This is a genomic window from Micromonospora sp. NPDC049275, from assembly GCF_043197115.1.
Lineage (GTDB): Bacteria > Actinomycetota > Actinomycetes > Mycobacteriales > Micromonosporaceae > Micromonospora.
Map to the genome: position 1 here is coordinate 663,695 of NZ_JBICSN010000002.1, position 13,290 is coordinate 676,984.

Here is a 13,290-nt window from a genome sequence, read left to right on the forward strand (position 1 = left end):
TGCCCGACCGTGACCGACGACGCCGCTGCCGCCCCGACCTGCCTGGCCCACCCCTTCACCGGCCAGCCGCACGCACCGGCCGGCTGCGTGGCCGCGCGCGGGCTCGACGGGCGTCCGGTGCACGCCGCGGCGTTGAAGTTCTTCTGGGGGCCGATGGACTGCGGCAAGTCCACGATGGCGTTGCAGATGAACTACAACCACGCCCGGCAGGGCCGCCGTGGGCTGGTCACCACCCGCATCGACAGGTCGCTCGGCCCGCAGGTCACCACCCGCATCGGCCTGGCCCACGAGGCCATCGAGGTCACCGACGACCTGGACCTGCGGGCGCTCGTCCGCGGCCGCTGGGCCGACGGGGTACGCGTCGACTACCTGATCTGCGACGAGGCGTGCTTCTACACCGTCGAGCACGTCGAGCAGATGGCCGAGCTGGTCGACAGCTACGACGTGGACGTGTTCGCGTTCGGCCTCGCCACCGACTTCCGGTCCTGCCTGTTCCCCGCCGCGCAACGCCTGTTCGAGTTGGCCGACGAGGTGGCCCGCATCCAGGTCGAGGTGCTCTGCTGGTGCGGTCGCGAGGGCCTGCTCAACGCGCGGGTCGTCGACGGTCGGGTGGTCCGCGAGGGCGCGCAGGTCGTCATCGGCGACACCGTCGACACCGCCGACGTGCGCTACCAGGTGCTCTGCCGCCGGCACTACCGCTCGGGCGACCTCGGCCCCCGCGACTGAGGCGTTCCCCGCCCCGACATCCAGTCCGCCACGATCACCGAGGCCGTGACCAGCAGCGCCGCCCCGACGGCCAGCGCGACCGGCGCCCGCAGCGCGACCGCTACCGGCGTCAGCGCCATCAGCAGCAGCGCCGCCGCGGCGCGGGCGGCCACCCCGGGGTGACGAAGCACCGTCTGGTACGCGGCGTGTCCGGCCAGGAACAGCGCCGGACCGCCCAACACGACCAGCGCGCCGGCCCACCCGACCGGCTCACCGGGAGCGTGCAGCAGCCGCTCGTCCCCGACCGCCGTGACGACGATGCCGGCCACCATCACCGGGTGCAGATAGTTGAACACCAGCCGCGAGAGCCGTCCGGCCCGCTCACCCGCCGCGGCCAGCGCCGCCATGACCGCCTGAGCCCGGTCGAAGTACACCCACCACAGCGCCACCGAACCCGCGAAGGCGAGCAGGAACGCGGCGATCGTCACCCCGTCCAGCCGCTGCGTGAGCGTTCCTCCGGTGATCAGGATCGACTCGCCCAGCGCGATGAGGATGAACGCCTGGCAGCGTTCGGCCAGGTGCCCACCCTCCACCTCCCAGTGCTCCGGGGTGCTGCGCCCCAGTCCGGGCACCGGAAACCCGGTCGCCAGCCCGATCGCGTCGACGGCGATCACCGCGATCCAGATCACCTCCCGGGCCGGGGTGTCCACCAGCCCGCCGACGACCGCGAGCGTGCCGGTGCCGGCGACCCAGACCACGCACTGGCGGAAACTGTCGCCGAGCCACGGCTCGCCGCGGATCGCCCACAGGGAGAAGACCGTCCGCCCCACCTGCACCGCCGCGTACGCCACGGCGAAGAGCAGACCGTTGACACCGAACGCGGTGGGCAGCGCCGCGGCGAGCAGCAGGCTGCCCAGCGTCACCACCAACAGCGTGGCCCGTACCGGCGCCCGATCCGGGAGCAGCCAGTTGCCCGCCCACACCGTGTAGATCCAGACCAGCCAGATCAGGCCCAGCAGCACCGCGGTCCGGCCGGCGCCCCGCCAGGTCAGATCCTCGCTCAGGTAGTGCGACAACTGGGTGATCGTGAAGACGAACACCAGGTCGAAGAAGAGTTCGGTGGAGGTGGTCCGCTCCACGCCGCGGCGCGGCCGCAGCAACTGCGGGTGGACCGGCCCACCGTCCGGTCCGGGCCCGGTCACCGCGTGCCCCGTCGGACCCGGACCCGGTCGGCGACGATGACCCCGACGGTCACCACAAGCGCCATGGCGGCGCACGCCGCGACGGTCGCCCCGAGCCACACACCGATCGGCACCAGCGCCAGCAGCACCACCACCGCGACGATCCGGCTGGTCGGCGCTGTCCGCCACAGCACCGCCTGGTAGGCCGCGTGTCCGGCGAGGAACAGCGCCGGGCCGCCCAGGGTGAACAGCGCGGCGGCCATGGTGGCGGGGGCGCCGGGCTCACGCAGGAGCTGCTCGTCGCCCGCCGAGGTCACGATGACGCCCGCGACGATCACCGGGTGCAGGTAGTTGAACGCCACCCGGCTCAACGCGCCGGTGCGTTGGCCGGCGCGGGCGATGACCTCCGTCGCGGCCCGGGCCGAGCGGGCGAAATACACCCACCACAGCGCCACCGACCCGGCGAACGCCAGCAGGAACGCCCCGGACGTCACCCGGTTGACGTGCGACGTGAGGGTCGTGCCGGTGACCAGGATCGACTCACCCAACGCGATGAGCACGAACGCCCCGGACCGCTCGGCCAGGTGCCCACCCTCCACCATCCACCGCTCGGGGCGGCTCCGTCCCCGCCCGGGCAGCGGGTAGCCGATCAACAGGCCCACCACGTCCAGCACGACCGCCGTCGCCCATACCGCCTCCCGGACGGCCCCGCCGACCAGGCCACCGACCACCACGAGCACCGACGTCCCGGCTATCCACGGCAGCGACTTCTGGAAGCCGTCGACCAGCCACGGTGTGCCCTGCACGGCCCACAACGAGAACGCGGTGCGGCCCACCTGGACGGTCACGTAGACCACCGCGAAGAGCAGGCCGGTGCCGGCGAACGCCTGCGGGATCGCCGCCGACAGCAGCAGGCTGCCCAGCGCCACCCCGAGCAGCATCGCCCGTACCGGACCCCGGTCCGGGTGCAGCCAGTTGGTCAGCCAGGTGGTGTAGATCCAGACGAACCAGACCAGCGCCAGCAGCACAGCGGTACGTGCGGCGCCGCGCCAGTCGGGGTGCGCGATCAGGTAGTGCGACAGCTGGGTGACCGTGAAGATGAACACCAGGTCGAAGAAGAGTTCGGTGGAGGTGGTCGGCTCGACCCCCTGCCGCTTCCGCAGCCACCCGGGGTGCGCTGGTTCGCCGGCCGGAGGGTCAGAACGGGTCACCGCACACCCTCCAGTCGCCGTCCTCGCGGACCACCGGCAGACGGCGTTCCTCGCTGATGCCGCCGTCGCGAGTCACCTTCACGGTCACCGTGCCGCGCGGACGCCCGCCCTTGGTGGACACCGACACGTCGGTGATCTCGTAGTCGGTCACCATCGGTGGCGTACGCACCCAACTGGTGAAGCCGACCGGACTCCACCGGGTGCGCGCGTCCGCGCAGAGCCGGTCGTACGCCTGGTCGCTGTCGCCGAGTGTCACCTCGCTGAGGAAACCGTCGGCGGTCTCCCGGATCGGGCCGGCGGCCTGCCGCACCGTCTGCAGGTTCCACGCCCCCAGCCCGGCCACCCCGACGCAGCACAGCGCCATGCCGAACCCGGCGAAGGCCAGCCCGGCGTGCATCGGGCGGCGTCGCCGGGCCGATCGGCTCCACGACTGACCGGCACCCACGACTACCGACCGTAGAGAAGGTCATCGCAGTGGGGCGCGACATGCCGGAAACTGGGCCCCTATTCGACGCGGCCACGCATCGTCTACCGTCGGCGCACACCCCCCGCAGCGCCAGGGAGCCGATCGATGAACCGCTTCGTGCAGCCGGTACCACCACCCGCCGACCCGTACGCCGGTGACGCCCTGCTGCGGTCCTGGCTGGAACGTCACCTCGGCCCGGACGGACACGCCGCCGCGAAGGGCCGCCTCGCCGACCTGGCCGCCGACGTCACCGGGTCGCTGCGCGCGGCGCACGCCGACGCCGAGGCGCATCCGCCGACGCTGGTCCGCTACGACCCGTGGGGCGCCCGCGTCGACCGGATCGAGGTGTCCGCCGGCTGGCAGGCGCAGCGCGCCGCCGCCGCCCGCCACGCCGTGGTGGCGCTGCCCTACCTGCCCGACGCGCGCGGCACCTGGGGTGCCGCCGCACGGGTCGTGCAACACGCGCTGCTGCACCTGTACGGGCCGGAGTCGTCGACGTTCTCCTGCCCGGTGGCGATGGCCGACGGTGCGGCGGCGCTGCTCAGCCTCCCCGACGTCGACGCCGGTGTCCGCGACGCGTGGCTGCCCCGGCTGATCTCCACCGACCCGGCCACGGCGGTCACCAGTGGGCAGTGGATGACCGAGTCGCAGGGCGGCTCCGACCTGGGCCGCTCCGCCACGATCGGCCGACCCGCCGCCGACGGGTCGTGGCGGCTGACCGGGGAGAAGTGGTTCTGCTCGGCCGCCGACGCCGCGATGGCGGTGGCGCTGGCCCGCCCCGAGGGCGCCGGCCGGGGCAGCCGGGTGCTCGCCCCGTTCCTCGTGCCCCGCTACGCGGTCGACTCGCCGCTGGCCACCGGCGCGGCACCGGACGCGCCCGCCCCCGGTGTCATCGTGCACCGGCTCAAGGACAAGCTCGGCACCCGGGCGCTGCCGACCGCCGAGATCGGCCTGCGCGACGCGTACGCGGTGCCGCTGGGCGACCCGACGGTGCCCGGACTGGTCCGGGCGATGACCCTGGTCGTGGTGACCCGGGTGCACAACGCCGCCGCCGCGGCCGGCGGGATGCGACGGGGCCTCGCCTACGCCCGCGCGTACGCCGAGGCGCGGCACGTGGCGGGTGGCGCGTTGGCGTCCTCGCCGTTGCATCGGGCCACGCTGGGCACCCTCGCGGTCGACGCGGCGGGCGCGTTCGCCCTCGCGGGGCACGCGTTCGCGCTGCTCGGACGGGTCGAGGTGGGCGCGGACCCGCAGGCCGCGGCGGAACTGCGCATCGTGGCGCCGCTGGCGAAGCTGGCCACCGGGCGGCTCGCCGTCAGCTCCGCGAGCGAGTACGTGGAGAGCTTCGGCGGCGCCGGCTACGTGGAGGACACCGGCGTGCCCCGGCTGCTGCGCGACGCGCAGGTGCTGCCGATCTGGGAGGGCACCACGAACGTGCTGGCTTTGGACGTGCTGCGGGCGCTGAGCCGGGAGGACGCCGGGACGCCACTGCTGAGCCGGCTGGCCGCCGCCGTCGACCTGGCCCGGCCGCTGTCGCCCGCGCTGGCCGACACCCTGGCCGCCGCCGCCGCGCAGTTGGGCGACACCATCGCGGCGGTGACTGCCGACCCGGGCGCGTCCGGAGTGCTCGCGGGCGCCCGGGGCCTGGCGCTGCGCCTGGCGTACGCGCTGACCGCCGCCCTGCTCGTGGAGCACGCCGCGTGGGGCGACGAGCAGGCGGAACTGGCCGCCCGGCTGTGGGCGCGACGGTGGCTGCGGCACGAGGACATCGCCGAGGACGCCCACCACCACCTGGATCTGCTCTGCTGAGCGTCGCTGCGGCTCAGTCGAGGAACCGCCGACGTACCTGACACAGGTTGGCAGGTACGGCGGGGCAGACTGCCCGCATGACAACAACCGCCGACCTCGCGATGGTCAATCTGGACAGCTCCGACCCGGCCGCGCACGCCGCCTTCTACCACCGCGCGCTGGGCTGGGAAATCACCCACAGCGAAGCCGAGTACGCGATGATCAGCGGCGGTGGCGCGTCCATCGGCTTCGGCCTGGTCGAGGGCTACCAGCCACCGGCCTGGCCGGACCCGGCCGGGCAGAAGCGCTACCACCTCGACCTCTACGTCGACGACCTGGCCGTGGCCGAGAAGGAGTTCGTCGCCGCCGGCGCGTCGAAGCCGGAGTTCCAACCCGGCGGCGACCGCTGGGTGGTGCTGCTGGACCCGATCGGGCAACCCTTCTGCATCTGCCCCCGCCCGCAGGACTGAGCTGCTGCGACGCTCAGCGCAGTGGGCCGCGGGCCACCGCGGCCCGCATCGCCGCCGGGTCGCCCACCGGGACGTACTCCAGCCACCAGGTGGCCCCGGCGGCGGCCAGCTCACGGCGGTAGGCCCGCTCGGCGCGCTCGTCCGGGCGGCGGCGTCGCCCGCCGATCGCCACGTCGAACGGCTGGCCGTCGGCCCGGGTCGGAGGCAGGGCCGCGACCAGGTCGTGGACCTCGTCGGGGGTGAAGTCGGCCCAGCCGTCGGTGTCGGTGAGCTTGTACGGAACGATGCCGTCGGCGCGGGCCGCGCGGCGGCGCACCGCCCCGGCCTGGGTGCTGCCGCCGACCCACACCGGCACCCGAGGCGACTGCACGGGCGGTGGGCGCAGCGCCACCTGCTCCGCGCGGTAGTGGGTGCCCCGATGGTCGACCCGCTCACCACCGAGCAGGCCGGTCAGCAGGTCGAGACCCTCGTCGAGCATGGCGGCGCGAACGGCCGCCTCGGTCGGCTCGCCGAACGCGGCCAGGCCCCGGTCGCCGGGGTCGCCGACACCGACGGCCACGGTGGCCCGGCCCGCGCTCAGGTGGTCGAGGGTCAGCACCTCGCGGGCCAGCTTCGCGGGCCGGCGGCGGGGCAGCGCGGTGACAGTGGTGCCCAGGCGCACCCGGTCGGTGCGCCCGGCGATCGCGGTGAGCACCAGCCACGGGTCGTAGGTGGACGGGTCGTCGCCGGAGTAGTGGATCAGGTAGTCCTCCAGGAACACCCCGTCCCACCCGGCGCTCTCGGCCAGCTCACCCAGCTCGACCAGCGTGGACACCGCGACGGCGCCGCCGCCGCAGGGAATCTCCAGACCGTGTCTCATCCGCCGACCGTAGGCGGGGGGTCAGACAGTCAGGCGCGGCGGCGGGACCGGGCGGCCCACACCGCGTACGCCGGGTCGCGGTCGAGGTTGTGCCGGTCCCGGTCGTAGCGGCGGGTGGTGCGCGGGTCGGCGTGGCCCATGGCGTCCTGCACGTCCTCGAGGGGAACCCCCTCGGAGCGGGCGGTGGTGGCGAACGCGTGGCGCAGCGAGTGCGGGGACAGTCGCGCCCAGGCCGGGATGCCGGCGGCTCGGGCGAGTCGGCGGACCATCCGGAACACCGAGTGCCGGTCGAGCCGGGCGCCGCTGGCGGTGACCAGCAGAGGCCCGGTCAGGTGTGTCACCGGAACGCCGGTGGTGGCGGCCCGCTGGGCCAGGTACGCGTCCACGGCGTACGCGGTGCCCGGGGTGAGGGCGCGGCGACGCTGCTTGCCGCCCTTGCCGACGAAGCGCACGCTGCGGTGCCCGCGTTCGGTGCCGAGATCGGTCAGGTCCAGCGACACCAGCTCCCCGACCCGCAGACCCAGATCGGCCAGGAGCGCGATCGCCGCCCGATTGCGGGCCGCCGTCGGGCCGGTCTCCGCGTCGGCGGCGGCGAGCAGCGCGTCCACCTCCTCCGGGGTGAGCCCGACGGTGGCGGAGTGGTCCCGGTCGACGCGGGGCCGGTCCGCGCCGGAGACCGGGTTGGCCGGCACACCGCCGAGCTTGACGAGGAAGTCGTACCAACTGGACAGCGCCGACAGCCGGCGGGCCACTGTCGCCGGGGTCAACGGTCGGCCGCTGCGGGCGACGAGAGTGGACTCCAGCGCGCGGGCGTACTCGTTGACGTGCAGGAAGGTGGCCCGCAGCGGATCCAGGTCGCGACCGGCGCACCAGCCGAGCCACCCGGTGACGTCGCGCCGGTAGGCGTCGCGGGTGTGCTCGGACAACCGACGGTTACGCAGCCACGCCTCGGTGACGTCGACCGGCCCGCCCGACAGGGCCGGTCGGGCGGAGGGGCGGGAGAGCACGGGAGCGTCGGAGGACACCATGTGAAAAAGGTTCTCAGCAGCGGATGGGATTGCCACGCAGGCGCGCCGAGGCCGGCGCGTGCGGCGGCGCGGACGGTGTCGGCTACCGTCGCACGGTGCGTGCCAGCCGGCTGGTCTCCCTGCTGCTGCTCCTGCAGGCCCGAGGGCGGATGACCGCCACCGAACTGGCCGACGCCCTGGAGGTGTCGGTTCGCACGGTGTACCGCGACGTGGAGTCGCTGGGGGCCGCAGGCGTGCCGGTGTACGCCGAGCGTGGCCCGGCAGGCGGTTACCGCCTGCTCGACGGCTACCGCACCCGGCTCACCGGCCTGACCGCAGGTGAGGCCGAGGCGTTGTTCCTGGCCGGCATGCCCGGCCCGGCCGCCGAGCTGGGCCTGGGCTCGGTGCTGGCCACGGCGGAGCTGAAACTGCGCGCGGCGCTGCCGACCGACCTCGCCGACGGGGGCGCCCGGATCCGGCAGCGGTTCCACCTGGACGCGCCGAGCTGGTTTCGCGAACCCGAGCCGACACCGCACCTGGCCGCGCTGGCGACGGCCGTGTGGGAGGACCGTCGCGTCACCGTGCGCTACCAGCGGTGGCAGGCGCCCCGGGAGGTGACCCGGACCCTCGATCCCCTCGGCGTGGTGCTCAAGGCCGGCCGCTGGTATCTGGTCGCCGCCGCGTCCGGGCAGGTCCGCACCTACCGGGTGGGCGCGATCCTGGACCTGACGGTGCTCGACGAGGCCGCCGAGCGGCCGACCGGGTTCGACCTGGCGGGCGCCTGGCAGGAGCACACCGCGCGCTACGAGCAGGGCGTGTACCGCGCCGAGGCCCGGGTGCGGATGACGGTGGCGGCGCTGGCGCAGACGACCTACCTGTTTCCGCCCGCGATGAGTCGGGCGGCGCAGGACCGCGCCGACGCGCCGGACGCGGACGGCTGGGTCACGACGACCGTGCCGATCGAGTCGGTCCGACACGGCTGCGTGGAGATGCTCAAGCTCGGCGCGCAGGTGGAGGTGCTCGCCCCGCCCGAGTTGCGGGAGCAGCTCGCCAGCACCGCCCACGCCCTCGCCGCGCTCTACCCACCGCCCGCCGTCGAGGCCCTCGACGCTCTCAGGCGTTGATCTGCCGGCTCGCGTGAAGGTGATGAGTTCGCGCGTCCAGGCGGCCGTCAATTGGTCAGCTCAGCCGTTTCTCGAACCAGTGCTCGGCGTACGGGCCCTGCGAGTACGCAGGGATCTCGGCGTAGCCGTGCCGGGCGTACAGGGCACGGGCCTCGACCAGGTCGGAGCGGGTGTCGAGGCGGATCCGGTACGCCCCGGCCGCCCGCGCCCGCTGCTCGACGGCGGCAAGCAGGGCGGCACCCCCACCGGTGCCCCGGTGCGCCGGGCGAATGAACACGCGGGTCAGCTCGGCCCAGTCGGGATGCCACCGCAGCCCGGCGCAGCCGGCCAGGGCCTCGTCGCGGTAAGCGAGCAGGAGCACACCCCCTGGGTACGCCAGGTCGTCGCTGGGCATCTCGGTCAGCGCCTCGTCGACCTCGCCCGGTCGGGCCGGGCGGCCGTGGTAGCGCACCACCATCTCCGTCATGTACTCACGCAGCAGGTCCGTCGCGTCGGGATGGTCGGGACGGACGGTGGCGGTCACCCAGGTGGGCCGAACGGTGGCGGTCACGTGTCGATCATCAGTGCCGAGTCAACGGCTTTTCCACCGCGTCGATGCGCTGGTAGACGCCGTGCTCTCGGGTGAGCAGCCGTTCCTCGACGAGGTAGCGGCGCAGGGCGGCGTGGTCCGACCCGCCGGCGGCGCACCACGCATCGGGGGTACGCGACCTTTCCGGTGTACGCGCTACCGCAGCGGGCGGAAGAAGGTACGCAGGTCCCGCACCAGTAGGTCGGGCACTTCGAGGGCCGGGAAGTGACCGCCGCGGTCGTGTTCCATCCAGTAGCGGATGTCCGGGTAGCGCCGGGTGGCCCAGCGGCGGGAGGGTCGCGGCAACTCGGCGGGGAAGATGGACGCACCGACGGGCACGTGGATCGTGTCGGTGGACGCGCCGCTGATCCAGCCTGACACCGTGTCGATGCTCTCCCTGTAGAGCCGTGCCGAGGACGCGGCGGTGCCGGTCAGCCAGTACAGCGTGACCTGGTCGAGGATCTGGTCCCGCGACAGCGCGCCCGGTAGGTCGTTGGCCCGTCGGAGGCTGTGATCGCTCCAGGCGATCAGTTTCTCGCCCATCCAGGCGCACAGCCCGGCCGGGGAGTCCAGCAGGGCGTAGCCGACGGTCTGTGGAGCGGTGCGATGGATCTCCGAGTACGCCGACGAGGTTCGTCCGCGTTCCCGCATCCGGTCCAGCGCTTCCCGTTCGGCGTCGGTGAACTCGTCGTCCGTTTCCGAGTCCGGGCCGGCCAGGGGCGGAACGAGATGGATGCCGGCCACGTGTTCGGCGTCCAGCGCACCGAGCATGCTGGAGATGCTGGTGCCCCAGTCGCTTCCGGTCGCGCCGTATCGGGTGTAGCCAAGGCCGGCCATCAACTGTGCCCAGGTGGCGGCGATGCGCTGGACGCCCCAACCACTGGTTGTCGGTCTGGTGCTGAAGCCGTACCCCGGCACGGAGGGGATCACCACGTCGAAGGCGTCGACGGCGGCACCGCCATGGCTGACCGGGTCGGTCAGTGGCGCGACGAGGTCGACCAGTTCGAGCACCGAGCCGGGCCAGCCGTGGGTAAGCACGAGCGGCAGCGCACCGGGGTGTGGGGAGCGGGCGTGCAGCACGTGCACCCGCGTCCCGTTGACGTCGACCAGGTACTGCGGGACCGCGTTGAGCCGCGCCTCGGTGGCGCGCCACCGGTAGTCCTCGGTCCAGTACCGGCACAGGTCCTGCACCACTTCCAGCGGCACCCCGTGTGACCAGTCGGGGGTCGGCGCTGGCTCGGGCCAGCGGGTACGCGCCAGCCGGGTGTGCAACTCGTGCAGGTCGGATTCCGGTACCTGCACCTGGAAGGGTCGGATGTGGAGGGACATCGAAACTCCCTTCGTTGCTCACGGTGGGTCGTCGGTGTCGTGGACGGCCGGCGCGGTGCGCCCGCTCGATGGCCGGTCTACGGCGCGTCGACCGGTTGCTCGCTGACGAGGAGCACACGACGCAGCAGGTCGGACAGCAACCGCCGCTCGGTCGGCGTGAGCGCGCCGAGCAGCCGGTGCTCCTCGGCGCCCTGGACCTTTATCGCGCCGCGCCATGCGGCCTCGCCCGCGTCGGTGAGCTCCACGTCCACCCGACGACGGTCGACCGTGGACGGGATGCGGCGCACGAAGCCCCGCCGCAGCAGGGTGTCGACGCGGGCGGTGATCGAGGCGGGGGCCACTGCCAGGTCCGCGGCGAGGTCCGAGGGAGCCGCCCGGCCGCGCCGGCCGGCCAGGGCGTGCAGGGTGTCGTACTCGTGTGGCGGCAGGTCCAGGTCGGCCAGGACCCGCTCCTTCACGGCGCGCAGGTGCCGGGTCAGGTGGATCATCCGGGTCACCGCGCCCTCGACGTCCACGTCGAGGTCGGGCACCACGGGTAGCCAGCGCTCGACGTGCCGGTCGACGGCGTCCGGGGTGTCGGTCACGGGCGCCAGCTTAGCTCACCGACGAAATATTCATTGCCGAAAAGTTCGGCGTCGAAGTACATTGCCGGCATGGCTCATCCCCTGCGCACCCGCCCCTTCCGGCTGCTGTTCCTCGGCCGTACCGTCTCGGCCGTCGGGGACGCGGTGGTGCCCGCGGCGCTCGCCCTGGCCGTGCTGCGCGCGACCGGATCGACCGGGGCGTTGGCCGTCGTCCTCGCCGCGGCGATGGTGCCCCGGCTGCTCCTCCTGCCGCTCGGCGGCGTCGTCGCCGACCGGTTCGCCGCTCGCCGCGTCGCCCTGCTCGCCGACCTGGTCCGCTGCGTGACCCAACTGGCGGTCGGCGTGCAGCTGCTCGGCGGTGACCCGTCGCTGACCACAGTCGTGGTGGCCTCCGCGCTCGGCGGCACCGCGTCGGCGTTCGCCATTCCGACCGCGTCGCCCCTGGTCGCCGGCACCGTCGACCCGGCCGACCGGCAGCGGGCCAACGCCCTGATGGGGGTCACCGCCAACGCCAGCCGGCTGCTCGGGCCCGCGCTGGCCGGTGTGCTGATCTGGGCCGCCGGGCCCGGCTGGGCGTTCGTCATCGACAGCGGGTCGTTCGCGCTCAGCGCCGCCCTGCTCGCACTCGTGCGGGTCAGCCACGTTCCGGTGCCGCGCCGCTCGATCCTCACCGACCTGCGGCACGGCTTCGGCGAGGTTCGATCACGAGACTGGTTCTGGACCAGCCTGCTCGGGCACGGTGTGTGGAACGGTGCTGCCGCCGTGCTGATGACCCTCGGGCCGGCCATCGCCATCGACCGTCTCGGCGGGGAGGCGACCTGGGTGCTGCTGTTGCAGGCCGGCGCGATCGGCATGCTCACCGGCTCGCTGCTGGCCGGGCGGGTCCGGCTGCGCCGGCCGGTGCTGCTGGCCAACCTCGGGCTCGCCAGTTACGCCGTGCCGCTGTTCCTGCTCGCCGTCGCCGCGCCCGCCCCGGCCGTGATCGCCGCGTACGCCGTGGCGCTGACCGCCCTCGGCTACCTCAACCCGGTCTGGGAAACAGTCGTGCAGCACCAGTTTCCCCCCGAGGTCCTGGCCCGGGTCACCTCGTACGACTGGCTGGTGTCGATGGGCGCGATGCCGCTGGGCTACGCGCTGGCGCCCCTGGCCGCCGAGGCATTCGGTGCGCCCGTACCCCTGGCGGTCGCCGGCCTGCTGGTCCTGGCCTCCTGCGCCGGCACGTCGCTGGTGCCCGGCGTACGCCGGCTCACCTGGCCGACGGGCGTGCCACCGCAAGCGGCCGAACCCGCCGGCGTGCGGTGAGCAGATCGGGTCGGCCGTGCGGTGCGCGCGATGTGGACGGTCAGCGGGCGTCGCGGGCCCTGGCGACGAAGCTCCGCCACGCCTGCGGGCTGAACGTGAGCGTCGCGCCGTCGCGATCCTTCGTGTCCCGGACGAGGACCACGCCCGGGAGGTTGTCGGCGACCTCGACGCAGTCACCGCCGTTGCCGCCGCTCTTCGTGCTCTTGCGCCACCGCGCCCCGGTCAGGTCCATGATGCCGCCGCTTCTCTGAGAAGGTGCAAGGGACGTCCCCGGGGCAGCGCTTCGCCGCGAATACGCTCCCACCGCCGTTCCAGGCTAACAAGCTCCGATGTCTGGTCGAGGATCTGCGCCTGCGCGGTGCTGTCGACGTGCGCGACACGTGAGCCGTCCGGCAGGTCGGCGATGGTGAACGGCCCGTCGAGCCCGGGGTAGCTGGGCGCGACAGGCGGCACGATCTGGAGCTGCACGGTGTCCGTCTCCACGTGGTCGAGCAGGTGCGTGAGCTGCGCCGCCATCAGCGCGCGGTCGTCGCCGACGCGCCGGCGCGCATGATCGACGAGACCGACGTCCGGCGCCGAGGATTACGGCGGGCAGCAGGCGTCCGGTGACCGGTGCCAGCGTTAATCACGCGCTCCTCGACCCCGCAGTGGCTATCTTCATCCGGAGGCTGGTCGGTGTTCGCCGCGCATCCGCGC

At 73.7% G+C, this 13,290-nt stretch carries 15 protein-coding genes and 1 pseudogene; 5 read left to right on the top strand and 11 right to left on the bottom strand.

All coding sequences use genetic code 11. The features are described from left to right. The first annotated feature begins 9 nt into the window (after nt 1–9). Nucleotides 10–726: a thymidine kinase gene (locus ACGFIE_RS08505; protein ID WP_393292456.1), complete on the top strand. Its 717-nt coding sequence runs from the start codon at nt 10–12 to the stop codon at nt 724–726. On the opposite strand, the gene ACGFIE_RS08510 is transcribed toward ACGFIE_RS08505, so the two are convergent. The 3 genes from ACGFIE_RS08510 to ACGFIE_RS08520 are packed head-to-tail and all read right to left on the bottom strand — an operon-like array spanning nt 693 to nt 3,542. Beyond that, the gene (locus ACGFIE_RS08510) at nt 693–1,907 is read right to left on the bottom strand and encodes a low temperature requirement protein A (RefSeq protein WP_393292458.1); all 1,215 of its coding nucleotides are present in this window, start codon (nt 1,905–1,907) and stop codon (nt 693–695) included. The genes ACGFIE_RS08505 and ACGFIE_RS08510 overlap by 34 nt on opposite strands. Further along, nucleotides 1,904–3,097 (bottom strand): low temperature requirement protein A, encoded by a 1,194-nt coding sequence (locus ACGFIE_RS08515; RefSeq protein ID WP_393292461.1) that lies wholly within the window; start codon nt 3,095–3,097, stop codon nt 1,904–1,906. The genes ACGFIE_RS08510 and ACGFIE_RS08515 overlap by 4 nt, the downstream gene beginning before the upstream one ends. Then, entirely contained in the window at nt 3,084–3,542 is a 459-nt protein-coding gene (locus ACGFIE_RS08520) for a hypothetical protein (protein ID WP_393292463.1), read from the bottom strand. The genes ACGFIE_RS08515 and ACGFIE_RS08520 overlap by 14 nt, the downstream gene beginning before the upstream one ends. A 126-nt stretch (nt 3,543–3,668) precedes the next feature. Here ACGFIE_RS08520 and ACGFIE_RS08525 point away from each other — a divergent pair, with 126 nt between their 5' ends. Next, entirely contained in the window at nt 3,669–5,372 is a 1,704-nt protein-coding gene (locus tag ACGFIE_RS08525; protein ID WP_393292465.1) for an acyl-CoA dehydrogenase family protein, read from the top strand. Nucleotides 5,373–5,449: 77 nt separating this feature from the next. Further along, the gene (locus ACGFIE_RS08530) at nt 5,450–5,821 is read left to right on the top strand and encodes a VOC family protein (RefSeq protein ID WP_393292467.1); all 372 of its coding nucleotides are present in this window, start codon (nt 5,450–5,452) and stop codon (nt 5,819–5,821) included. A 13-nt stretch (nt 5,822–5,834) separates the two neighbouring features. Here ACGFIE_RS08530 and ACGFIE_RS08535 read toward each other — a convergent pair whose 3' ends face one another. Continuing rightward, complete coding sequence (locus ACGFIE_RS08535; RefSeq protein ID WP_393292469.1) at nt 5,835–6,680, bottom strand: LLM class flavin-dependent oxidoreductase; 846 nt, start codon at nt 6,678–6,680, stop codon at nt 5,835–5,837. Between the two features lie 29 nt (nt 6,681–6,709). Next, complete coding sequence (locus ACGFIE_RS08540) at nt 6,710–7,708, bottom strand: tyrosine-type recombinase/integrase (protein WP_393292471.1); 999 nt, start codon at nt 7,706–7,708, stop codon at nt 6,710–6,712. A gap of 95 nt (nt 7,709–7,803) precedes the next feature. On the opposite strand from ACGFIE_RS08540, the gene ACGFIE_RS08545 reads away from it, so the two are divergent. Beyond that, nucleotides 7,804–8,811 carry a helix-turn-helix transcriptional regulator gene (locus ACGFIE_RS08545; protein ID WP_393292473.1) on the top strand — a complete coding sequence of 336 codons (1,008 nt, stop codon included), beginning with the start codon at nt 7,804–7,806 and terminating at the stop codon, nt 8,809–8,811. 55 nt (nt 8,812–8,866) lie between these two features. On the opposite strand, the gene ACGFIE_RS08550 is transcribed toward ACGFIE_RS08545, so the two are convergent. The 4 genes from ACGFIE_RS08550 to ACGFIE_RS08565 all read right to left on the bottom strand — a co-directional run bounded on the left by ACGFIE_RS08550 (nt 8,867) and on the right by ACGFIE_RS08565 (nt 11,292). After that, a complete protein-coding gene (locus ACGFIE_RS08550) occupies nt 8,867–9,361 on the bottom strand; it encodes a GNAT family N-acetyltransferase (protein ID WP_393292475.1) in 495 nt (164 codons plus the stop codon). Between the two features lie 10 nt (nt 9,362–9,371). Next, nucleotides 9,372–9,632: a DUF2087 domain-containing protein gene (locus ACGFIE_RS08555; protein ID WP_393293202.1), complete on the bottom strand. Its 261-nt coding sequence runs from the start codon at nt 9,630–9,632 to the stop codon at nt 9,372–9,374. Next, the gene (locus ACGFIE_RS08560; protein WP_393292476.1) at nt 9,536–10,708 is read right to left on the bottom strand and encodes an epoxide hydrolase family protein; all 1,173 of its coding nucleotides are present in this window, start codon (nt 10,706–10,708) and stop codon (nt 9,536–9,538) included. Before ACGFIE_RS08560 ends, ACGFIE_RS08555 begins: the two co-directional genes overlap by 97 nt. Nucleotides 10,709–10,785: 77 nt before the next feature. Further along, nucleotides 10,786–11,292 carry a MarR family winged helix-turn-helix transcriptional regulator gene (locus ACGFIE_RS08565; protein WP_393292478.1) on the bottom strand — a complete coding sequence of 169 codons (507 nt, stop codon included), beginning with the start codon at nt 11,290–11,292 and terminating at the stop codon, nt 10,786–10,788. Between ACGFIE_RS08565 and ACGFIE_RS08570 the strand changes: the two genes are divergently transcribed. After that, the gene (locus tag ACGFIE_RS08570; RefSeq protein ID WP_393292480.1) at nt 11,260–12,594 is read left to right on the top strand and encodes an MFS transporter; all 1,335 of its coding nucleotides are present in this window, start codon (nt 11,260–11,262) and stop codon (nt 12,592–12,594) included. The genes ACGFIE_RS08565 and ACGFIE_RS08570 overlap by 33 nt on opposite strands. A gap of 40 nt (nt 12,595–12,634) precedes the next feature. On the opposite strand, the gene ACGFIE_RS08575 is transcribed toward ACGFIE_RS08570, so the two are convergent. Both ACGFIE_RS08575 and ACGFIE_RS08580 read right to left on the bottom strand, forming a co-directional pair. Further along, nucleotides 12,635–12,826 (bottom strand): DUF397 domain-containing protein, encoded by a 192-nt coding sequence (locus tag ACGFIE_RS08575; protein WP_393292482.1) that lies wholly within the window; start codon nt 12,824–12,826, stop codon nt 12,635–12,637. Then, nucleotides 12,817–13,140: pseudogene (locus ACGFIE_RS08580) on the bottom strand (Scr1 family TA system antitoxin-like transcriptional regulator); the annotation flags it as partial. The gene ACGFIE_RS08575 and the pseudogene ACGFIE_RS08580, both read right to left, overlap by 10 nt. Between the last annotated feature and the right edge of the window lie 150 nt (nt 13,141–13,290).